Annotated in this window: 24 protein-coding genes and 1 other annotated feature; of the genes, 3 read left to right on the forward strand and 21 right to left on the reverse strand. The window is 28.2% G+C overall.

The genetic code is table 11. The features are described 5' to 3' along the window. Window positions 1-10: 10 nt before the first annotated feature. The 3 genes from KHQ81_09780 to KHQ81_09790 all read right to left on the reverse strand — a co-directional run bounded on the left by KHQ81_09780 (window position 11) and on the right by KHQ81_09790 (window position 2,924). Window positions 11-1,387: a hypothetical protein gene (locus tag KHQ81_09780; GenBank protein ID QVK17177.1), complete on the reverse strand. Its 1,377-nt coding sequence runs from the start codon at window positions 1,385-1,387 to the stop codon at window positions 11-13. Between the two features lie 87 nt (window positions 1,388-1,474). Continuing rightward, the gene (locus KHQ81_09785; protein ID QVK17178.1) at window positions 1,475-2,194 is read right to left on the reverse strand and encodes a hypothetical protein; all 720 of its coding nucleotides are present in this window, start codon (window positions 2,192-2,194) and stop codon (window positions 1,475-1,477) included. Further along, on the reverse strand, window positions 2,187-2,924 hold the full coding sequence (locus KHQ81_09790) for a CpsD/CapB family tyrosine-protein kinase (protein ID QVK17179.1): 738 nt from the start codon (window positions 2,922-2,924) through the stop codon (window positions 2,187-2,189). The genes KHQ81_09785 and KHQ81_09790 overlap by 8 nt, the downstream gene beginning before the upstream one ends. A gap of 275 nt (window positions 2,925-3,199) precedes the next feature. Between KHQ81_09790 and KHQ81_09795 the strand changes: the two genes are divergently transcribed. Both KHQ81_09795 and KHQ81_09800 read left to right on the forward strand, forming a co-directional pair. Then, the gene (locus KHQ81_09795) at window positions 3,200-3,940 is read left to right on the forward strand and encodes a CpsD/CapB family tyrosine-protein kinase (protein ID QVK17180.1); all 741 of its coding nucleotides are present in this window, start codon (window positions 3,200-3,202) and stop codon (window positions 3,938-3,940) included. Between the two features lie 18 nt (window positions 3,941-3,958). Next, window positions 3,959-4,654, forward strand: coding sequence for a hypothetical protein (locus KHQ81_09800; GenBank protein ID QVK17181.1), 696 nt, complete (start codon window positions 3,959-3,961; stop codon window positions 4,652-4,654). Between the two features lie 63 nt (window positions 4,655-4,717). Here KHQ81_09800 and fsa read toward each other — a convergent pair whose 3' ends face one another. From fsa to polA, 16 genes are all read right to left on the reverse strand, one after another. Then, window positions 4,718-5,365, reverse strand: a complete 648-nt coding sequence (fsa, locus tag KHQ81_09805) for a fructose-6-phosphate aldolase (GenBank protein ID QVK17182.1) — start codon at window positions 5,363-5,365, stop codon at window positions 4,718-4,720. A gap of 177 nt (window positions 5,366-5,542) precedes the next feature. Beyond that, window positions 5,543-5,908 (reverse strand): type II toxin-antitoxin system PemK/MazF family toxin, encoded by a 366-nt coding sequence (locus tag KHQ81_09810; GenBank protein ID QVK17183.1) that lies wholly within the window; start codon window positions 5,906-5,908, stop codon window positions 5,543-5,545. A gap of 290 nt (window positions 5,909-6,198) precedes the next feature. After that, on the reverse strand, window positions 6,199-6,540 hold the full coding sequence (locus KHQ81_09815; protein ID QVK17184.1) for a hypothetical protein: 342 nt from the start codon (window positions 6,538-6,540) through the stop codon (window positions 6,199-6,201). Further along, on the reverse strand, window positions 6,506-7,054 hold the full coding sequence (locus KHQ81_09820; GenBank protein QVK17185.1) for a helix-turn-helix transcriptional regulator: 549 nt from the start codon (window positions 7,052-7,054) through the stop codon (window positions 6,506-6,508). The genes KHQ81_09815 and KHQ81_09820 overlap by 35 nt, the downstream gene beginning before the upstream one ends. A gap of 98 nt (window positions 7,055-7,152) precedes the next feature. After that, window positions 7,153-7,821 carry a 50S ribosomal protein L20 gene (gene rplT / locus KHQ81_09825; GenBank protein ID QVK17186.1) on the reverse strand — a complete coding sequence of 223 codons (669 nt, stop codon included), beginning with the start codon at window positions 7,819-7,821 and terminating at the stop codon, window positions 7,153-7,155. A 31-nt stretch (window positions 7,822-7,852) separates the two neighbouring features. Next, window positions 7,853-8,053: a 50S ribosomal protein L35 gene (rpmI, locus tag KHQ81_09830; protein QVK17187.1), complete on the reverse strand. Its 201-nt coding sequence runs from the start codon at window positions 8,051-8,053 to the stop codon at window positions 7,853-7,855. Between the two features lie 23 nt (window positions 8,054-8,076). Then, window positions 8,077-8,694, reverse strand: coding sequence for a translation initiation factor IF-3 (gene infC / locus KHQ81_09835; GenBank protein ID QVK19612.1), 618 nt, complete (start codon window positions 8,692-8,694; stop codon window positions 8,077-8,079). After that, window positions 8,648-8,766 (reverse strand) — a sequence feature (ribosomal protein L20 leader region). Its footprint overlaps the gene before it by 47 nt. A 132-nt stretch (window positions 8,767-8,898) precedes the next feature. Then, on the reverse strand, window positions 8,899-10,830 hold the full coding sequence (gene thrS / locus KHQ81_09840; GenBank protein ID QVK17188.1) for a threonine--tRNA ligase: 1,932 nt from the start codon (window positions 10,828-10,830) through the stop codon (window positions 8,899-8,901). Window positions 10,831-10,862: 32 nt separating this feature from the next. After that, a complete protein-coding gene (locus KHQ81_09845) occupies window positions 10,863-11,135 on the reverse strand; it encodes a hypothetical protein (GenBank protein ID QVK17189.1) in 273 nt (90 codons plus the stop codon). Between the two features lie 307 nt (window positions 11,136-11,442). Continuing rightward, window positions 11,443-12,363, reverse strand: a complete 921-nt coding sequence (gene dnaI / locus KHQ81_09850; GenBank protein ID QVK17190.1) for a primosomal protein DnaI — start codon at window positions 12,361-12,363, stop codon at window positions 11,443-11,445. Window positions 12,364-12,378: 15 nt separating this feature from the next. Next, window positions 12,379-13,719 (reverse strand): DnaD domain protein, encoded by a 1,341-nt coding sequence (locus tag KHQ81_09855; GenBank protein ID QVK17191.1) that lies wholly within the window; start codon window positions 13,717-13,719, stop codon window positions 12,379-12,381. Window positions 13,720-13,746: 27 nt separating this feature from the next. After that, window positions 13,747-14,115: a hypothetical protein gene (locus KHQ81_09860; protein QVK17192.1), complete on the reverse strand. Its 369-nt coding sequence runs from the start codon at window positions 14,113-14,115 to the stop codon at window positions 13,747-13,749. A 147-nt stretch (window positions 14,116-14,262) separates the two neighbouring features. Then, complete coding sequence (coaE, locus tag KHQ81_09865; GenBank protein QVK17193.1) at window positions 14,263-14,877, reverse strand: dephospho-CoA kinase; 615 nt, start codon at window positions 14,875-14,877, stop codon at window positions 14,263-14,265. Between the two features lie 66 nt (window positions 14,878-14,943). Next, on the reverse strand, window positions 14,944-15,762 hold the full coding sequence (gene mutM, locus KHQ81_09870) for a DNA-formamidopyrimidine glycosylase (protein QVK17194.1): 819 nt from the start codon (window positions 15,760-15,762) through the stop codon (window positions 14,944-14,946). A gap of 161 nt (window positions 15,763-15,923) precedes the next feature. Further along, window positions 15,924-17,072, reverse strand: a complete 1,149-nt coding sequence (locus KHQ81_09875) for a hypothetical protein (GenBank protein QVK17195.1) — start codon at window positions 17,070-17,072, stop codon at window positions 15,924-15,926. A 257-nt stretch (window positions 17,073-17,329) separates the two neighbouring features. Further along, a complete protein-coding gene (polA, locus tag KHQ81_09880; GenBank protein QVK17196.1) occupies window positions 17,330-19,969 on the reverse strand; it encodes a DNA polymerase I in 2,640 nt (879 codons plus the stop codon). A gap of 79 nt (window positions 19,970-20,048) precedes the next feature. Here polA and KHQ81_09885 point away from each other — a divergent pair, with 79 nt between their 5' ends. Further along, on the forward strand, window positions 20,049-21,014 hold the full coding sequence (locus tag KHQ81_09885; GenBank protein QVK17197.1) for a M15 family metallopeptidase: 966 nt from the start codon (window positions 20,049-20,051) through the stop codon (window positions 21,012-21,014). Window positions 21,015-21,182: 168 nt separating this feature from the next. On the opposite strand, the gene KHQ81_09890 is transcribed toward KHQ81_09885, so the two are convergent. Further along, window positions 21,183-21,737, reverse strand: coding sequence for a hypothetical protein (locus KHQ81_09890; GenBank protein QVK17198.1), 555 nt, complete (start codon window positions 21,735-21,737; stop codon window positions 21,183-21,185). A gap of 103 nt (window positions 21,738-21,840) precedes the next feature. Continuing rightward, window positions 21,841-22,395: a peroxiredoxin gene (locus KHQ81_09895; protein QVK19613.1), complete on the reverse strand. Its 555-nt coding sequence runs from the start codon at window positions 22,393-22,395 to the stop codon at window positions 21,841-21,843. Between the last annotated feature and the right edge of the window lie 96 nt (window positions 22,396-22,491).

Genomic DNA, 22,491 nt, shown 5'->3' on the forward strand with positions numbered 1-22,491 from the left:
AGACACCTCCCTATTTAAAAACAAATTGGTATAAATAATAAATAATAATTAAACTAACCACACTAGAGTAAAGAAATAATCTCAAAAACAGACTATTCTTAACGGTATAAAAATCATTTTGTTTATCATATTTATTTTTTTCTTCATTGACTTTTACTCGATTTAGTACTTTAAAGAACGCTTCATCAGGGTTTGAATTAGTTTCAACCTTCGGTACTTTTTTACTATTCTTATTAATTACCTTAAAAAACTCATCTTCTATGCTTTCTGAATCAATTTTATATTCTTTCGTTTCTTTTTTAGGTGTTTCGTTTCTTTCCTTATTAACTATTTTAAAAAAGGCCTCTTCTGCTTCATCTAAATCTTTTTTTACATATTGTTTCACATACGTTTTCTTTTCTTCTGCTTGTTTAATTATATTCATATCTTTGTTATTTCCTTTAAATATGACATCAAAAAAATCTTTTTCAGATATTTCTTGTGATTTTGCTTTAGTATTTATTGTGTATTTGTTAATGACTTCAGTAAAATTATTGATTTTATTATCATTTTTAACTTCTTCTTTTAAAAACTTGTCCCAATCAAAATCAGAAATGATCTCATCATTTTTCTTCTCAACCATCATTTTACACACATCCTTAGCATCTAAATCTTTAAATCGCTTGTTCAATATATAAAACTCTTCTATTTTTAACTGATTTGCATAACGATAATAACTCTTATGAAAATCAGTCAAATACTGATTAGAATTTGAGATTTCTTCCCCTTTAATTGTCTGCTTATAATATAACCCAGTAAAGAATTTTTTTATTTCAGTTTCAGTAAACGAATTTTTTACTTTTTTTAATATATCTGGTTTATTCCCACTATAAGAAATATTTTTTTGATCTAATGGTGCACATAATTCCTTTTTTGTCGCTTTACTTAAGTTAAATAAATAATCACTTGTTGTTATATAACCTAATTGTATTAAACTCTCAATTGTATTATCAATATCAAGATGATATTCATTTTCCCAATATTTTGCTTTCTTAGAATGAATCCCTTTATGATTGATATACATTAAAAACAATATTTCTTTTGGGGATAGCCCATTAGAAGGGTGAAAGTCTATATCTAATAGGTTAATCTTATTTGGGTTAGGGAGTTTTATATTGAAATCCTTAAATGCATTATAAAATAATTTAAGATCATTTTTTGTCATTTTTATGTTTGTATGATTGAAATATTCAATTATTTGGTCATATATATTCTTTAATGCTACTTTATTATTATTAAAAGTTCTGTTGAAAACAGGAACTAAGTAATTTTCATATGTTAAATTAATATTTATTTTGAACAAATCGTATTTTTTTAAAAAAGAAATGTTGTAGAAAAATTCATTCATAACATATCAGCCCTATTATTACATATTACTCTAATTATATTGTAAAATCGTTTAACATGCAAATAAAAAAGGTTGAAAACCAACCTTTTATTCACATTTTATTTTTGTTATATTTGGAATTGAACCAAAATATGGAATATCCAAATACTCTTCAATATCTTTTTCTGTTTTAATTTTACGATTCATTAACTCTTTTATTAAAACAAAGCCAACTGAAACCAATAGTCCTAAGACAAATCCAATAACAATATTTAATTTAAGATTAGGTGACACAGGGTTTTCATTTAAATCTGCCGTATCAATACTTGTCACAATTGCATCAGTATAAGTAGCCTCATAAACATCTATACTTGCATTAGTTACCGCATTAGCGATATCTTGAGCAGTAAGGTAATTTGGATAAGTCACGGTAATCCGTAAGATATCTGTATCATTAACAGATACGACTTCAAAACAATTTTTAATCGTATCCTCACTTAATTCTAAATTATGATTATTCTTCAATTCGAGTTGAACCGTTTGAATAACTGTATTAGATTTTGAGATAATTGAGTATCGTTTAGCTAATTCACTACCATAACGGAAAATATCAGATGAATTACCACTTTGTTCTTCATTGACCTTTTTTGAGACATTAATAAGTGTTTTACTCTCATATTTAGGTGTTATTCCATAATGAGTGTAAAAACCTACTACTAAAGTAAAGACCAATGTAACAAGGATAATAATTACACTGTTTTTTATTAATAGACTTACTAGTTCCTGTAAATCAAGTGTATTTGTTTGTTCATGGTCCAATTTATTCATCCTCCTCTTCAGCACGGTAATAGTAATTATTATAATAATAACGATTAAGCAATCGTTTATGAACTGGTGTTTTAGCTATAATTGAACCAATCACATTTGCACCAGCTTTTTTTAAACTATCAATCACTTGTTTTGCTTGATCTAATTTTGTACTATTATATACGGTTATGTATAAAGTAGCATCACAACAACTAGACACAATTAACCCATCAATAATAATTCCACTAGGTGCTGAATCAACAATAATCACATCATAATAATCTTTTAAAACACTAAGTAAAGACTTAAATGTATTTGAACCTAAAAACTCTGCAGCGTTGTTAATTTTAGTTCCAGAGGTCATAACATGAAGTGGATGGGTCATTGATGGATGTTCAATTTTTTTAATAAAGTCATTTAAATTTATATTACTAATATCACTATTTTGATTAGAATAAGCTAACATACAATCGGTTAACCCTACACTATTATTAACATTTAAAAATCGATGAACCGTCGGTTTCCGTAAATCAGAATCAACTAATAAAACTTTTTCAAACTTACTCGCATACATGACAGCTAAATTACAAGCAGTTGTCGTCTTAGTTTCATCAGCACTTGTCGAGGTCACATTTACTGTTTTTATCTTAGTATCAATACTAGCAAATTCAATATTCGTTCGCACCCTACGATATATTTCACTCAAATATGATTGAGGATTCTTTAATGTGATTATTTTCTCTTCTATCATACTTTTCCTCCAGATATACTTTATCCATAATAATAGTATATAATAAAACAAGAATTTTTACAATGTTTAATCGTTTACCATTCCCAGTGTTAAATCACAAATAAAAAAGGTTGAAACAAGTAAGCAACGTGTAATTATAGGATAAAATGTTGTAAGTTTTTAATAAGAAATTTCTTCGATTTTTTAGTTAGGTGTTTTTTTATATGGCAATATGTGATAAAATTGTAATATTGAAATAAAGGAGAGTGTTGTATATGCCGGGGGCAAATTCCACAATGTTAAAATTAATCACTTTAGATGAACCCAACTCAATACATGCTGAAATGTATCGTTCAATTAGAACTAATCTAGAATATACATCAATTGATAAAATAATTAAAGTATATAATATAACATCTACTGTAGCAAACGAAGCCAAAACAACAACTGCATGTAATATGGCAATTATGTCAGCAAATAAAAATAAACGTGTGTTATTAATAGATCTTGACTTACGTAACCCATCAATCCACAGAGCATTTACTATTAAAAATCAATCAGGTATAACTGATATGTTAATCGATTTTATGAAAAATGGAGAAAATATTGATATCAATCAATATACACAATTAATTAAACATAATAATATCATCAATCAATTATATGTTATACCAGTAGGAACTGAGGTTATAAATCCAACAGAAATACTTAGTTCAAAAAAAATAAAAGAATTGATTAATTTTCTGAAAAAAGATTTTGATGAAGTTATAATCGATTCTTCTCCAAGTGGAATCATTACAGATGGTGTAATTACCTCTACAATCGCAGATGGAACTGTTTTTGTGGTTGAAAATGGAAAAACAAAAATTGATATCGCTAAAAAAACGATTGATCAACTAAAAAATGTTGGAGTTAATATCCTTGGAGTGGTTCTTACTAAAGTTAAATACAGTCAAAAAAGATATGGGTATTATGAATATGGTTATGGAAAAAACAAAGATACAAATGATAATCGAATTAAAATAGATATTGAATAATTATTAGGAGGTTGCAAAATGGATGAGCATCAAAGTGAGACAACCATTAATTTACAAGACTTATTTTCATTGTTATGGAAAAATGTTTTATTGATAGCAGCTATAACGATTGCATTAACCGTTGTAGTAGGATTATATACAAATTATGGTGTTACAAAAAAATATTCAAGTGATACAACTTTACGTGTCACCGCAGTACAAAATGGAGAATCAGTTAATTTAGGTGATTTGCAAACTTCACAGAAATTAGTAAAAACCTATTCTGTCATTGCAACAAGTAGAAAAGTACTAACACAAGTCATCGGAGATTTAGATTTAGATTTAACCTATGGTCAATTAAAAGATAATATAGAAGTGACCTCTGTTCAAGATACAGATATCATTTCAATTAAAGTGACCTTATCAGATCCAGATTTAGCATCAACAGTAGCAAACAAAGTAGCCAGTGTTTTTATGAATGAAGTTAGAAATCAAGTTAAAATAAATACCTTAAGTTTACTTGATGAAGCAATTCCCAATGAAAGCCCTGTTAGTCCTAATCTTAAATTAAACATCGTCATTGGATTTGTACTTGGTTTAATGATATCTGTTGGTTTAGTTATATTAAAAGAGTTCTTAGATAGAACGATTAAAAATGAAAATGATGTAGAAAAATACTTGAATGCACCAGTTTTAGGAATAGTTCCTGAATTAGATAAACAATATATTAAATAAAAAAGAAGCATTTATTAACAAACATTAATAAATGCTTCTTTTTAATCTATATCCTCATTCATTTTATTTTGAAAAAGTCTTATCCCAGTCTTGCATGAATTTTTCAATTCCTTTGTCTGTTAAAGGATGTTTAGTCATTTGTTCAATAATTTTATATGGAACAGTTGCAATATGGGCACCTAATTTCGCAGCTTCTACAACATGCATGGTATGACGTATACTTGCAGCAATAATTTCAGTATCAATATTATGGATATCAAATATCGTAACGATATCATGAATTAATTGATATCCATCCATAGAAATATCATCTAATCGTCCAATAAATGGTGATACATAAGTAGCACCAGCAAGACTAGCAAGCAATGCTTGAGAAGCTGAAAAAATTAAAGTAACATTCGTTTTAATCTTATCTTTAGATAAAACACTAACTGCTTTTAACCCTTCTTTTGTCATAGGTATTTTAATCACAATATTTTTATGAAGTTTGGCAAATTCTCTACCTTCTTTAACCATCCCCTCACTATCTAAACTCAATACTTCACAACTAATTGGACCATCTACAATCTCACAAATTTCATTAATAACTTCTTTTAAATCTCTACCCTCTTTAGCGATTAATGACGGATTAGTTGTAACACCTTTTACAACACCTAATTCACTTGCTTTCTTAATTTCTTCTACATTAGCTGTGTCAATGAAAATTTTCAAAGTATTTCACTCCTTTATCTCTTTTTTTTTATTATATCACAAAATAAATTCTAATAACACGATTTACACACTTTCACAAATAAAATAAAAAAAGTGTTATCTGAACACTTTTAGTATTCATTTATTAACACTTTTTAATTAAAAAAATAGTAAAATATTTACTACAAGAAAAATATTTTACTTAAGATTACTAAAAATATATTCTTGAAAACATTGATATCTTTTCTTAAATTGTTTTAAAATATTTTTAGGTAACTCTCCAATTTTATTTCCTAAAGATGTTTTATTTTCAGTATAGATATTCGTAGTTTTTATAATTGACTTAGATTGCAAACCAATTTTAGAAGCAATGTCATCACGTATAACTACATCAAATTTTTCTTGAACTGAAGTTGAACTAATAACAACATAATTAATACTCTCATAATGAACAAAATCTTCATTGACACTTACAATTAAAACAGGTCTTGCTTTATATTTAGTATTGTCATTTGTCAATGGTACTAAAAAGGTCCATATTTCCCCAACTTTAACATCCTGCATTAAATTCACCCCAAATTTTCGTTTAATTTTGTTGTCTAGTCTATTGTACTATATAATTATGTATTATTTTGGCGAAAAACTATACATATTCATATATTTTTTTTGTTTAAATACCTATTATATCATATTAGAAATAACAAGGAAGGTTAATATATTTTAAGTAATTCAATAAATAATGGTAATAATTCTTTTTTTCATTATACCCTAATTTATCTAAAAATTCAAAATATAATTGAGAAAAAACGACTAAAACCATAATGTTTTAGCCGTTTATATTGTGATAAAGTTTCCTACATTTTTGATGCTACATATTCATTAAATAATTCTTTAATAACATCGTCGTCTAAGTATGGTAAAACTTCTTCTTCTTTAATATCTTCCACTTCACCAGCAATAATCTTTTGATATAAGTCTTTAATGATTTCATCCTCTAAAAATGGGAGTAAACTTGACATATCAAATGTTATTTCTTTATTAATATATCGATTGTATAATTCATTTATACTCTCTTCTTCTAAAAAAGGAATAACTTCATTTAAAGAAACATCATTTTCTTTTCCCTCAAGAATTAAATTAACTAACTTCTCTAAACTTTCATCATCTAAATATGGTAACATTTTTTTTACTTTCATTTTTTCCCTCCAAAAATTTTTTTTCATTAAATGATAATACAAAATACAAATTTCTCTTAAATTGATCCTTGAAAGCACTAATAATACGCATTCTTTCATCCAAAGTTAAATAGGGTAATATAGATACTAAATCTACTTTAATTGTATTTTTTATTATATGAGTAATTACAACCATTCTTTCTTCAGGACTGAGTAAATACAGTACCTTTTCTATTTTTACCTCTAAATTACCTTGTATTAACTGGTTAATGACATATTCCCTTGGATAACAGTTAAGGAGATAAGAGAAATCATCCTTAACTGACTTTTGTCCATAAAGCAAATCATCAATAGTTATATTAAATATTTTAGTTAATTCAACCATCATTTCAATACTTGGAATTGATTTACCAGTTTCCCACTTAGATACCGCCTGACGTGTCACATATAAACGGTCTGCTAAGTCAAGTTGTGTCATAAGGTTTCTTTCTCTGTGAATAGTAATAACTTGCCCGATAACCTTTAAATCAATCATAACTATCATCTCCCTTAACTCTAATTTCATTTTATCATAAAAAACTACCATATCAAGCAACCTTTCGTTGCATAAAAAAAAACGCATAACGCGTTTTTTTACTTACTAGATAATAATTCAACGATTGCTGCTTTACGTGAACCACTTGGAATCGCAATTCCACGTTCTTTTGCGATTTCTTTTAATTTAGCAACTGTTAACTTCGCTAATTCTTCAGCTGTTTCTGAAGTTTTAGTTTCTTCTTTTTTAGTTTCTTTAACTTCTACTACTTTTTCCTCTTTTTTAGGTGCTTCTTCTTTTACTTCTTTAACTTCTTTAACTTCTTTTACTTTTTTTACTTCTTTAACTTCTTTAACTTCTTTTTTAGGTTCTTTAACAGCTACAACTGTTTCTGTTTGATATTTATTTGGATTAACTAAAGCATCTTTTGCAACTTCAATTAATTTATTAAATCCATTTAAATCATTAACAGCTAAATCAGCTAAAACCTTACGGTTTACATCAATATTCGCAATTTTTAATCCATGCATGAATTTTGAGTATGAAACTTGTTGCATACGACATGCTGCATTAATACGCGTAATCCATAATTTACGGAAATTACGTTTTGTTTGCTTACGATCACGATAAGCATATGATAATGATTTCATGACTTGTTCATGAGCTGTTTTATATAAAATATGTTTAGATCCAAAATATCCTTTTGCTAATTTTAACGTACGTTTACGACGTCTTCTCGTTACATATCCACCTTTTACACGTGGCATAGTAACACCTCCTTATTAATTTTACTAACGATTAATCCTTATAAACTAATAGATTTTTAACGCGTTTGTAGTCAGAACTAGATACTAATGTTCCTTTTTTCAAATGACGTTTTTGTTTTGTTGTTTTTCTTGGAGCTAGATGTGAAGTGTAAGCATGATGACGTGATAACTTCCCAGAACCTGTACGTTTACAACGTTTAGCTGCTCCACGATGAGTTTTCATTTTTGGCATAATTTTTCAACTCCTTTAATATCTTACTTATTCTTTTTATCAATTGGGGCTAAAGTAATTGATAATTGTCTATTTTCTAATCTAGACTCTGTTTCTACTTTAGCGATATCTTCACATGCTGATGCAAATTTACGTAAGACTTTTCTACCTTGTTCAGTATAAGTAATCATACGACCTCTAAAGCGAACGGAAACAATCACTTTTGCACTTTTTTCCAAAAATTTACGAGCATTTCTTACTTTAGTTTCAAAGTCATGTGTATCAATCACTGGTGTCATACGTATTTCTTTGACTTCAATAATTTTTTGATTTTTCTTAGCTTCACGTTCATGACGTTGTTGCTCATATCGATATTTTCCGTAATTCATGATACGGCAAACAGGTGGTTTTGCCTTAGGTGCTACACAAACTAAGTCCAATTCTTTATCACGCGCTCTACGTTGTGCATCACGACTAGTCACTATCCCTAATTGTTCTCCGTCTACATCAATTAAACGAACTTCTTTGAATCTTATAGCCTCATTGACTAAAGTTTCATTTTTATCCCTACGGATACCATGGTTAATTGTGCCGATAAAAACACCTCCAAATTTTTTAACTAACAAAAAGTGGGTACAACAGTACCCACTAAATATATACATATATATATTATGTGACATCAACCTATCAATTTAAATCAATCAGGTGAGAAGTGGGTACTTCTTCTTTCCACAAATTCAACATTATTATTATACGTGTTCAATCTTCATTTGTCAATATTTTTTATAAATAAATGTGTCATTTGTTTCTCATAACACTATTATATTAACAATTTTTTTAAATATTATTAATATTTAAATATTTTATTATCTATTAGCTGATTTATTAACAACCTCATCATTTAATAATTTAATGAAATCATCTAAGGAAATAGTATTTGATTTTTGTTCACCGTAACGGCGGAAAGTAACTTCATTATTTTCTTTTTCCTTGTCACCTAAAACAATTGAAAATGGTACTTTTTTTACTTGTGATTCACGTATTTTATACCCCATTTTCTCTTCACGCACATCAAGTTCACAACGTATTTTATGTTTGCGAAGTGATTTCTCCACTAATTTTGCATAATCACTATGTAAATCTAAATTAACAGGAATAATATCCACTTGTTTTGGCGCTAACCATAATGGGAAGGCACCTTTATATTGTTCAATTAATAATGCCACAAAACGTTCATAAGTTCCTATTAATCCACGATGAATGACAACTGGTCTAGATTTACCACCTTGCTCATTCACATACTCTAATTCAAATCTTTCAGGAAGTAAGAAATCTAATTGAATTGTTGCAAGCGTAATATCGTGCCCTAATGCTGTTTTAATTTGAATATCTAATTTTGGACCATAGAATGCAGCTTCACCAACAGCTTCAATAAAATCAATTTTATTTAATTTCAAGGCATTACGGAGCATATCTTCAGCGTTTTGCCACATCTTATCATCATCAAAATACTTTTCTTTATTTTCAGGATCTCTTAAGGATAGACGATAATAGCTAATTTCTACTTGGAAATCATTTAAGACACGTTTAATTAATTCTAATGCATCACTAAAAGTACCTTCTATTTGATCTGGTCTAACAAACATATGTGAATCAGTTAATGTCATCATTCGCACCCGTTCTAATCCAGTTAAAGCACCACTGGCTTCATAACGATGTTGGACAACCTGTTCAGCTAATTTGATCGGTAAATCACGATAAGAACGTAATTTACTCTTATAAATCACCATATGATGTGGACAACTCATCGGACGTAATACTAATGATTCATTATCCATTTCCATCGGAACAAACATATCTTCACGATAATGTGACCAATGACCTGATGTTTTATATAAATCTACAGAACCTAATACAGGTGAATAAACATGTTGATAGCCATATTCTTCTTCTATATCAATGATATAACGTTCAATTTGTTGTCGTAATTTAGCTCCATTAGGTAACCATATCGGTAATCCTTGACCAACAATTTTTGAAAAAGTAAATAATTCTAACTCTTTCCCTAATTTTCTATGATCACGTTCTTTTCTTTCTTTTAGAATTTGCAGATAATCTTTTAAGGATTGATCAGTAAAATGAGCGGTTCCATAGATACGTGTTAACATTGGATTTTCTGATTTACCACGCCAATAAGCACCTGCTAAAGATAATAACTTAAAGAACTTAATATTTTTTGTATTACCTACATGAACCCCTTCACATAAATCAACAAAATCATCTTGACTATATAAAGAAATGGCTTCTCCTTCTGGAATTGCATCAATTAATTCTAATTTATAAGGTTCATCTTTAAATAAAGCTTTTGCTTCATCACGAGTTACTACTTTTCTATTAATTTCAATTGCTTCTGAAATAATCTTTTTCATCTCTTTTTCAATTTTTGGAAGATCATCTTCTGTTATCACAGCATCAATATCATAATAGAATCCTTCTTCAATCGCAGGACCCACGCCAAATTTAGCGTCTTTAAACAATCGTTTCACTGCATGAGCAAGTAAATGTGCCCCTGAATGATTTAAAATCTGAAAAGCTTCTTTATCATTCTTTGTGATTAAACGAACCGTTGCATCTTCCTCAATTGGACGATTAACGTCATATAACACCTCATTGACATAACCTGCAACACTCTTTTTACGTAAACCTGGTGATATAGACCCCGCAATATCACTTAATGTCACTAACTTGTCATATTCTCTACTATTTCCATCAGGAAATGATATTTTTATTTTTTCCATTTATTTAACCTCCATTATAATAAAAATTATTTTTACCACACATAACTAATTCCTAAATAGATTAAAAATATGATGACCACTGAATATAAATAAGTTACAACTCTTTGCGTTCGAAGTTTCCCATTTTCTTCTTTATATTCTAAATTGTAAGTAATTAAATATGCTAACCCGAATGATATTCCCAATGAATTCCATACGTCATTAGATACACCCTTCATATAAGGTTTAATACAGTTGATAAGGGTATTGGTAATAAATAAAATTAATAACCCAATAAGAATAGCTATCCAAAATTTTTTCTTCATCCTAGGCCTCCTAAAATAAAAAAAAGTAACACATCCCAAAGGACGAGTTACTCGTGGTACCACCTTAATTTATAAACAATCCTATGATTCTTAAATCATAAATTGTTTATCTCTAGTCTTAACGCGACTTACGGGAATTTCTTTCGAATCCAGTTCAAAGGGAGTAATTAATCTAATAACATTGAAATCTTACAGCCAAGGATTTCTTCTCTATTATGTTTCTTACATTAATCGTGTCCTTATCAATACTTTTTTTATTAAACATGATTATATCTCTTATTATATGAAAAATCAAGACTTATATGAATTAATATCGATAATTTTTTCCAGTTAGTACAATTTCATCTGCTAATGCCTTAATCCTATCACCTATTCGCTCTGCTTTTGACACACTAACAACATGATCATTCGTAGTCGCATAATCAGTAATTAGCTCTTTAATGGTTTTATTTGAAGAAAAGAAGGTAGGCAACTCTTCTAACATACGATATTGTAAAATTGGACCTAATATTTCATCACGAACCCATTGTGTATTCATTTCAGAACCAATATCGTCTAAAATTAAAACTTGAACATTTTTAATTTCACTCATTAAATATTCTAAATTATTTTTACCAATTGCACTTTTTAACTCACGAATCATATCAGGTAAATAAACAAGTGCTACTTGAATATGACGTTTAGCGAGTGCATTGGCCATAGCAGCTAATAGATAAGTCTTTCCAATCCCAAAAGCACCGGTTAAAAAAACTCCTTTTTGAAACTTCTCTGGCGTATAACTTTTCGCAAATGTAGCTAATCGACTAACCGATTTAGCTCGACTACTATTTAAATCAATGTGATCTAAACTAGCACTTAAAATCTTTTTAGGCATATGAAAACATTTTAAATGGTTTGTAATTTCAACCTGTGCATCATATGCTTTTTGATAATGACATGCGATATACTGAATATTTACAAACGTTTGATAATCTTTTAAAATCGGCTGAAACCCAAGATTTAATTGTTGACAATTATCTAGTCCTGTACAATTTAAACATTTTTCATGATTTTCAGAAAAATTAAGTAAATTCATTAAACTATTATTTATTTTAATATCAGTTAATTCAATCTTATGCTTCTTACAATATGATAATAATTTTTGATTACTTAAAACTTGTTTTTTAATGACTTCTACTTTTTGATTAATATCAGTATCAAGATTAATTAATTTCCCTATTTCTTTCACCATATCACCTATCTATCATTTAAAAGATTCGAGCAATTTTTTCAACTCATCAATATCAACAGATTCATCACTTTGCTTATCTTTTTGTGAATTAGAGTATTCTTGATGTTCTTTCATCCAAACAGGTTCTGTCTCCACTCGTTTTGGTTTTTTATATCGATATGTAGGAGCAACTTCTCCCCGTTTTGTATATTCTTTTTCCTTGTTTTGAATCTTCTCAACCATTTCCATTGCAGCCTCAGCTGTGGAAACTTGATTAAAAGCCCAAGTCGAAGCAATTGTTTTTGTATATTCTAATGGAAGCCTACCATCATTTCGAATTCTAACAAACTCAATCAACACATTAATTACTTCACTAGGTAATTTATAATTATCCCATAAAGCTTTAACCACTTCTAGCATACTACTAGGAACTTCTGTATTTCCTTGAAGTTGGCTTAACCACTCTTGTGGTGTTTTTGTTTTATAATTTTTTATTGCTTTTTCTTTACCTGTTAAACGTTTTTTATTCATATATAAAGAAAATTCTTTTTCAGTCATTGCCGGTTTCATATGTTCTGTCAAAGATGACTTTGTCTTTAAACGTTTATAAAACTCACGTGTTGTTTTATGTAAACAATCTAAATCAATTTCATGGTCATTAACACAAGCTAACACTATTTTACTCATCATTAAAGCATCAAATTGATAAAGAGCAGCTTCTTTAACAATGGCCTCTTTTACACTATTTGTCATTAAGTCAGTATTAACAAAACTTCGATTTACGAATAGAGAAAATAATTCAAAATCAAAATCATAATTCAACGGTACAGAAAAATGATTCACTGTTGATGTGACATATTGTTTATCTTCATCAATGGTTTTAACACCATCAATAATTTGATAAATATCATGAAAATTTCTTGTTATATTGACAAGTGATTTTTCTAAAGGCCTAATCATAAACTTCTTTTCAAGATATTCATACAGATTATCACCTACTTGATACAACAAATGAACATTTAAATTACTATCTAAAAAAAATTGTTTTGCATTTAAAGGCTGTTTTAATTCATATATATAATAACCTTCATTTTGATGATAATAGATAGTTAATAATCCAATTGCTTCTAATTTTTCTCGTACCTGTATTAATTTCTCTAAACTCCAATTGAAGAAAGTGAGTAATTGTCGATGTGAGATAATTAGTTCTCCTTTTTCTATATTCACAAAATCCCATAAGGTAAAATAAAGACTACTTGCTTCAATCCCCATCACTGGTTGATACAACAAATTTACCACTTCATGATGATAACTTGACAAATAAGTCTTACGGTAGAGTTTTAATTTATCATTCACATGAACAGATAATTCCATAACGTCACTTCCCTAAAAATCTATCATTTAATTAATCTGTAATCCAATACCCATAAAAGGAATTTCTTTATCTAAATACTTATAAGCCTCTTTAATTAACTTATGTGGTTTATAACCACCAATTAATCGATAAACATTAACCTTAATATCAATTGATACATTTAAAATACCAGCTTTTCTAATCGAAAAAATCATATGAAAAGATGGTGTTTCAACAAATATTTCACCATATTTATCATCAATATTTGATACCTCATAATTATTTTTTTTCAAATAACGTAATAAAGCTTCTTTCGCTTCACGGTACTCACATTTATAATAATGTGTTTGTAGATCTTTGTTAGGTTTAGTATCATTTGTTTCAATATCTTTAATTAAAAAATCAAAAAATCCCATTTTTATCACCTCTATTAGTTTATATCTATTCTTTTATTTTACAAGAAAAATCAAAAATACTCAAACTTAATTCTCTTTTTTTTGTAATTTCTTTATTTTCACTAAAAGAAAAAAATCGCATACTATGCGATATAATATATAATTCACTTATTTAATCCTGTTTTCTTTTTTCATTAATTTTTTCATTAACATATCAAATTGTTTTCTAGTTTCTAATATAGATAAGGAATTATCTATTTTAAAATCAGCTAATCGCAATTTTTCTTTAATATCCCACTGAGCATCAATTCTTTTTCCAGCTTCTTCTTCAGTTAAATTATCCCTCATCATTAAACGACTATACTGTGTTTTTTTATCAGTAAAGACGACTACTGTAAAATCACATAAATCATCAAATCCACTTTCAAAAAGAAGAGGTACATCTAATACAATGAATGGATTACCTAAAGCATCATATTTTTTCATCTCACTAAGGATAACTTTTTTTACTTCAGGATGTATAATACTATTTATTTTTTTTCTTTTTTTATCATCATTAAAAACTACCGTAGCTATTTTTTTACGATTTAAATGACCCGTGCATAATAAAATATCTTCACCAAATGATTCAACAATTTTTTTATAGGCAGGTTCATTTACCTCTACTACTTGCTTAGCAATTAAATCTGAATCAATTACTGGTATACCTTGCTTTATAAACATACCTGATATTGTACTCTTTCCAGTCGCAATACCACCAGTTAATCCAATTATAATAGCCATGTTGACCTCCAATTAAAAAGATACATATTAGTTTTACTACATCATCAAATCTTTGTCAACCAAAACTTATTTTTTTTGACAAACTGGGCAGTAATAAGTACCTCTTCCTGCTACCTTGATTTTACGAACTTTATTCCCACACACTAAACATGGTTCCTCTTTTCTTAGATGAACAAACAGTTCATTTTGAAAACGTCCTGTAATATTATCATCGCTATAGTATGATCTAATTGTACTTCCACCCAAGGCAATCGCTTTTTTTAATACAGAAATAGTTGATTGAATTATCCGTTTTATTTCATCATTATTTAAAGTATATGATAACTTTTCTGGATGGATTTTAGCTAAAAATAATACTTCATTGACATAAATATTACCTAATCCAACCAAAATTGTTTGGTCAAGCAAACTACTTTTTATCGTTCTTTTATTATTTAACTTTTTCTGTAAATAATTCAAATTAAATTGAGAATCAAAGGGTTCTAACCCTAGTTTAGCTAAAGGTTCCCCTAAATATACTTCGTTAATGTTTTTTAAATGCATTGTTCCAAATTTTCTAACGTCATTATATCTTAACTCGGTTTGATCAGAAAAATGAAAAATTATATGAGAATGTTTTTCTACTTCATCTTCATTTCTACGAAGTAAGTACTTTCCTTCCATTCTGAAATGGGAAACTAAATAATAATCATCAAAACGAATTAATAAATATTTTCCAAAACGGTCTATTTCACGAATGGTTTGATTCACAAGTTCTGTTTGAAATGTATTTATATCTGTTTTAATAATTTTATTATATAATACATCTATACTAGTTATTTTTTTATTTATTATTTTTTTTCTTAATGTTTGTCTAACCGTTTCTACTTCTGGTAATTCAGGCATTCTTTCACCCACTTTTATTATATTAACAAGGCAAAAAATCGTTCAATATAATTTCCCGCTTCTCTTATTATATAGAATCAGCTTCTCTATTTCAAATGGGATGTTTTGTATATAAAAAAATCAACCACATCAAAATGTTATGGTTGATTTTTAATTATCATTTAATATTCTCTTTTTTTACGTATATAATATAAAGCTCCACTAGCTCCTACAATTACAACCCCTAGAATGATAGTCGTCCATAATACGGTATGATTTTCCTCTTCCACAACAATTAACTCAAAAGTAAATTCACTTTGATTACCACTTTTATCCATCGCAACCGCTGTTATGATATACTCACCAGGAACTCTTGTTGAATAATTCCCACTAACTTTAACGGTAATGTCATCAGCAGCATTATAATTATCGTGAACACTTAAATATTTATATGGATTAAAATATAACCCTTCTTTAATTTTTACTTTAGGAATCCCTGTTATTTCAGGTGGTGTACTATCTACAACATTTACAATTACCGTTTTCGTTTCTTTCAAATTGTGTAAAGACGCTGTATAAGTAATTTCATAACTTCCGACTTGATTTGGATTAACACTTCCATAATCAACATTAATCTCTGCTTCAACATCATCTAATAGATAGCCATTAACACCAAGTAAAAAGTCTGGTAGCTCATCATATACTTCATGAGTCAATGAACTAGCATTGATAATTAGTTCAGGTAATGCACCAAGTACAACTACATCAACTTCTTTAGTCGTTTTATTGGAAGCTTGATCAAAAACTTCAAAAATAACCTTATATTGATCAGTAGTTCCCATATCAATATTAGAATAATCCACCACGATATTTTCTGTAATGTCTAAATCTTTATCATCATATGCGTATGCGTTCACTAAGAAATCACTATCTTCTAACACATCCCCTTGTAAAAAAATGAATTTTTCATAAGCTACACTTAATTCTGGCGGGGTAATGTCTTCTTGTACATGAATATTGATGAAGTTTTCACCTGAATAGTGACCATCATATGCATAAATAGCGACCTGATAATCACCTATTAAATTCACATCTACAAAATCATCTAAAACGGTTAAGATGTAATCTGTAACAACATTTCCACAACTATCTAAAACCGTCACACCTGCTTTATAATCTGGAATTTCCCCATTGACTTCAACGCGTATATCATCTTGTGGAACTATGACCTGTAGTGGTCCATCACAACTTTCAGCATAAACATTGAAATCTTGATTCATTTGAATCATAAACACACATAACATAACTAATGCAAGAATCAATCGTTTCATGTTGACCTCCTAAGTATTTTTTTGACATTAGTTCATTTATGTTATGTTCTCTAATGATTACCATTAGATATCGTCATAATACACCACAAAAAATAAAAAGAATGACGATACCTGTCATTAAGATTAATTTTTATTAATTAATATCAATTTTATTGATTTATATCAATTCTATTGATTAATATCAATTCTATTGATTTATATTATTTTATTAAATAGTTAAAAATAGCACTAGGAAAATTCCTAGTGCTTTTAACAATTTATTTTGCATCATACCAACTATGACCATAATTAATATCTACTTTAAGTGGTACTTTTAATGATACCGCATTTTCCATTTCTTCTCTAATGATATTTTTCATTATTTCAAGTTCTTCTTTTTTTACATCAAATATAAGTTCATCATGGACTTGAATAAGTAATTTTGATTGTAAATTTTCTTTTTCAAGACGATTAAAAACATTTATCATCGCTATTTTAATAATATCAGCAGCACTTCCCTGTATTGGTGCATTCATCGCTGTTCGCTCACCAAACATTCTTATATTATAATTTTTGCTGGTTAATTCAGGAATATATCGACGTCTATTAAATAATGTTTCTACATAACCATTCAATTTCGCTTCATGAACAATTTTTTCCATAAACTCTTTGATTCCAGGATAGGTTTCTAAATATCGGTTAATAAAATTTTGTGCCTCTTTTGGTTGAATGCCTAAATTTTCTGATAAACCAAATGCAGAAATTCCATAGATTATCCCAAAATTAACTGCCTTGGCTTGTCGTCTCATAAGTGAAGTTACCTCTTCTTTATTGACACCGAATACATCCATCGCTGTTTTCGTATGAATATCTAAATCATGGATAAAAGCATCTATTAAATTTTCCGCATTAGAAATATGTGCTAAAATACGAAGTTCTATTTGCGAATAATCAGCAGATAAAATATAATCACTATCTTTAGTAGGAACAAAAGATTTTCTGATTTTTCTACCTTCTTCCGTACGAATCGGAATATTTTGAATATTTGGTTCAGTTGAAGATAATCTTCCTGTTGCGGTTAAAGCCTGATTAAAGATGGTATGAACCTTTTCATCATCATAAATTACTTGTTTTAAGCCTTCAACATAAGTATTAAATAACTTCGTTACCGAACGATATTCTATAATTTCTTCAATAATCGGATGTTCATTTTTTAACTTTTCTAATACATCAATGCTCGTTGAATACCCTGTTTTTGTCTTCTTAACTACTTTTAATTTTAAATCTTCAAATAAGACCTCACCCAATTGTTTAGGAGAAGCTATATTAAACTTTTTATTAGCTAATTGATAAATGATTTCTTCTAATTCAGAAATTCTTTCTTTAAGACCTTTCCCTAATTCATCTAATGAGTCTCTATCGATATGAATCCCTTCATATTCCATATCCGCTAATATTACAGATAGTGGTAACTCTAATTCTTTATATAATGTTAATTGATTATTCTCTTTTAATTGATCAATTACCACTTGTTTTAATTCTCTTAATGCCACAGCTTTTTTAATCGCATGTGTTGTCACCACTTGTTGATCTGGTTTATGGTATTTTGTGTTTTTTCCATATATATCATCATCATAGCTGACATCATTATAATTAAAATAAGAAGTAATGACACGAAAATCACCTTTTGAAATCGAAGGATTAACAATGTATGCAGCTGTTAACAGATCATAATTAACCCCGTTCAAATCATACCCATGCCATTTTAAAGCAACTTTTGTCTTTTTATAATCAAATGTATTTTTAGAGATGGACGCATCTCTTAAAAACATATCAACGGTTAAAGATTGCTCAATAATATCATACGGAATATAAAATCTTCCTTTATCATTGATAAGTGCTAATCCTAAAATTTCACTTTTGTGATAATTTTGCCCAAAAGTTTCAATAATAATAAAGGAGTTATCCAATAATATAGAATCTAGAGGAAATTTATTGTCTACAATAGTAAAATCAAGATCTTCAGCTTTTTCTTCAACTGATTGATTCATATTTATTTTTTTAATCAATGAATGAAATTCTACTGATTGATAAAAATCAATAAGGTTTTTAACATCATAATTTTTATAAATCGTATCCTCTAACGATACTTCTATTGGAGCATCTAAATTAATAGTCGCGATTCTTTTACTTAATAAAGCTAACTCCTTATTATTTTCAATTTTTTCTTTTAATTTTCCTTTTAAATCATCGATATGATTTAATAAATTTTCAACGGTATCATATTCAGATAATAACTTAATCGCAGTTTTTTGACCAACACCTGGCACACCAGGAATATTATCAGAAGCATCTCCCATTAATCCCTTTAAATCAGTAATTTGACTAGGAGACAATCCATAAACTTCTTGCAAATGATCGATTGTATAAACCTCTGTTTCAGTTAATCCTTTATGTGTAAAACTAATATGCGTTTTATTTGTGATAAGTTGAAGTAAATCTTTATCACTTGAAATAATTTCAATTTCATCAAAATCACTTGTTTGTGCCTTATTTGATAAAGTACCAATAATATCATCTGCTTCGTATAATTCAAGTTCGTAACGATTGACATTTAAAACATCTAATAATTGTTTCGCAATAGGGATTTGTTGGAGAAGTTCTGATGGTGTAGGTTTTCTTCCCCCTTTATATTCTTTATATTCCTTATGTCTAAAAGTTGTTTTTCCTGCATCAAAAGCTACTAATATATGACTAAATTGATAATTATCAAGAATATTCATCATCATAACAGAAAATGCATAAATCGCATTTGTCGGAAGTCCTTTAGAATTTTTCATCAAGGATCCACTATATGCAGTTGCATAATAAGCTCTATATAATAAACTATTTCCATCTATTAAGATTAATTTCTTCATATTCTCACTCCTTTTTGTATTTCATTATCTTATTTTATCATACTTTAATACTCAATTAAATAGAAGGAACTGATGAAACATGAACCGTGTATTAAAAATAATCCTCATTTTAATATTTACTACGATGGTTTTAATTATGAGAGAAAGCATAATAAATCCACCATCTACACTTCATATTAAGTACGTCCATTATGATGAATTTGAAAAACTAGGTTATCAATCGTCTGATTTAAAAATTTTACAGACATTTATGTCAAAAATTCAACTTGAAGAAATCATCAATAAACAAATTTCTCGTGAAGTCTTATTTTCATATCTTAAATATAGGACCTTTATTTTTGATGATATAGAAGATTATGAAAAAATTAGAACAACAAAATACGTCACCCATCAAGCAGCACTAAATATAAAACACCATCCATACATGATGAGTCAATTTTATAAAAAAACAAGAGATGCGATTAATTTAAATAATACATTAACCTTAGTCAATAAAAACTACGCTTTAAAAAAAGACTATGTTCCATCTGACTTAGTCTATACAAAAGATATTAATATGATTATTAAAAACGATTTTAGTCGTAACAGACTGAAAAAGTCAGCTTATCTTGCTTTAAAAACATTATTTGAAGCGGCTGAAAAAGAAAATTTATATTTATATTTATCAAATGGTTACCGCTCCTATGAAAAACAAGAAAAAATATATCATCATTATAAACTCACAATTGGAAATGCTGATTTCTTTAGTGCTAGAGCTGGTCATAGTGAACATCAAACTGGGTTAGCAGTTGATATAACCTGCAAAGAAGTTGATTTTCAACTTGTTCAAAGATTCGCTAATACAAAAGAAGGACAATATGTTAAAAATAATGCCCATCGTTATGGATTTATTATCCGTTATCCAAAAGATAAAGAAAACACTCATGGTTATCATTATGAGCCTTGGCATTTACGATATGTTGGAACAAAAGCAGCCACCATTATTCATCAAAAGAACTTGACACTAGAAGAATATCTCATAAATTATACAGTTATGCCTATTTAACACTTACACTTCACGCCAAAAAAGAAAGCTTTTCTACAACATACATTTAAACTATGTTATTTTAATTAATAAATGGATAATATCCCATTAATTTGTAAAATATCTTATAACATTACCATTGATAACTTTTTATAAAATAAAAAGGACATATCCTATTAAGATTGTCCTCTATCCTTTATTTCTCATATGATGTAATTGATGTTTAATAATATTAATCACTTCATCAGCATCATCAATATTGTTAAATCCAATTTCAATCACTCGATCATCTACAATATCAATATCAAAAATAATTGTCCCTGAATCAAAAATTGTGTTTTTTAGTCGCAATAATTTAACTGTAGGATACAGTTTAGAAAAAATAATTTTTTCTTTTTCACTATCAAATATAACTAAACGGGTATTGGTGATCACATAAAAGATATTCATCATTTTTTTATAATATCTATTTGCATAGAATAATAAAAATAAAAAAGTTCCAAATGCGGTTAAAACTAAAAATAATAGAAACCAATCTCTAAAAAAAGCAAAAATACTAAAATATTCATTCAGTTTCAAATAGCGTAAAACAATCAACATTATATTAGCTAAAAATAATAGAAAAACAGTTGTCATAAACGCTACATTGGGCATTAGTTTAGGTTTTCCACGCCATAATACTTCTTCGTTTGGTTGAAGTTGTTCATATATTAAATCAATTTCTGTTTTTAAAAATTTTCTCACCAAAAAAACCTCCTTAGTCCTACTCTTATTATACAACAAAAAAATTCCAAAATACAACCATAAATCAAAAAAACCAAGCAGTTCTGCTCGGTTTTTATTATCATTATTTTTTGAGAAAATCCGTACCTGGTTGCCATCCACATGGAACTAATTTACCCTCAATCTCATTTTTAAACACCTCTAATGTACGCAATACTTCCTCAACATTTCGTCCGCCTTCACCATGATTAATTGACATATGTTTTAAAATACCATTTGGTGCAATAATAAATGTCCCACGCCATGATATTCCTTTTTCATCATCTAATACACCATAAGCTTCTGAAACATAATGTGCTTTATCAGATGCATGAGGATGTTGTAAAACACCCAATTCTTGGTCTTGCCATGCTAAATGAGAGAACAGACTATCTGTTGAAACCGCAATTACCTCAGCACCTAATTCTTTAAATTTTGGATATATTTCATTAAATCTTCTAATTTCTGTTGGACAGACAAAAGTAAAATCTAAAGGATAAAAATAAAGTACTATCCATTTACCTTCAGCAATAATATTTTCCATATCAACGGTTCCAAAACGATCTAATCCTTCACCATTTGGCATCAGTGCATCCATTTCAAAAAGTGGTGCTGGCTCTCCAACTTTAGCTTCTATCACAAATAATTTATTATTATCTTCCATTGTAAACCTCCTATATTTTTATACAAATATATTTTGTTCAATTAATGTTTAAAAATGCATCTAATTAATATT

The sequence above is a fragment of the Mycoplasmatota bacterium genome, assembly GCA_018394295.1.
Taxonomy (GTDB): Bacteria; Bacillota_I; Bacilli_A; order Haloplasmatales; family Haloplasmataceae; genus JAENYC01.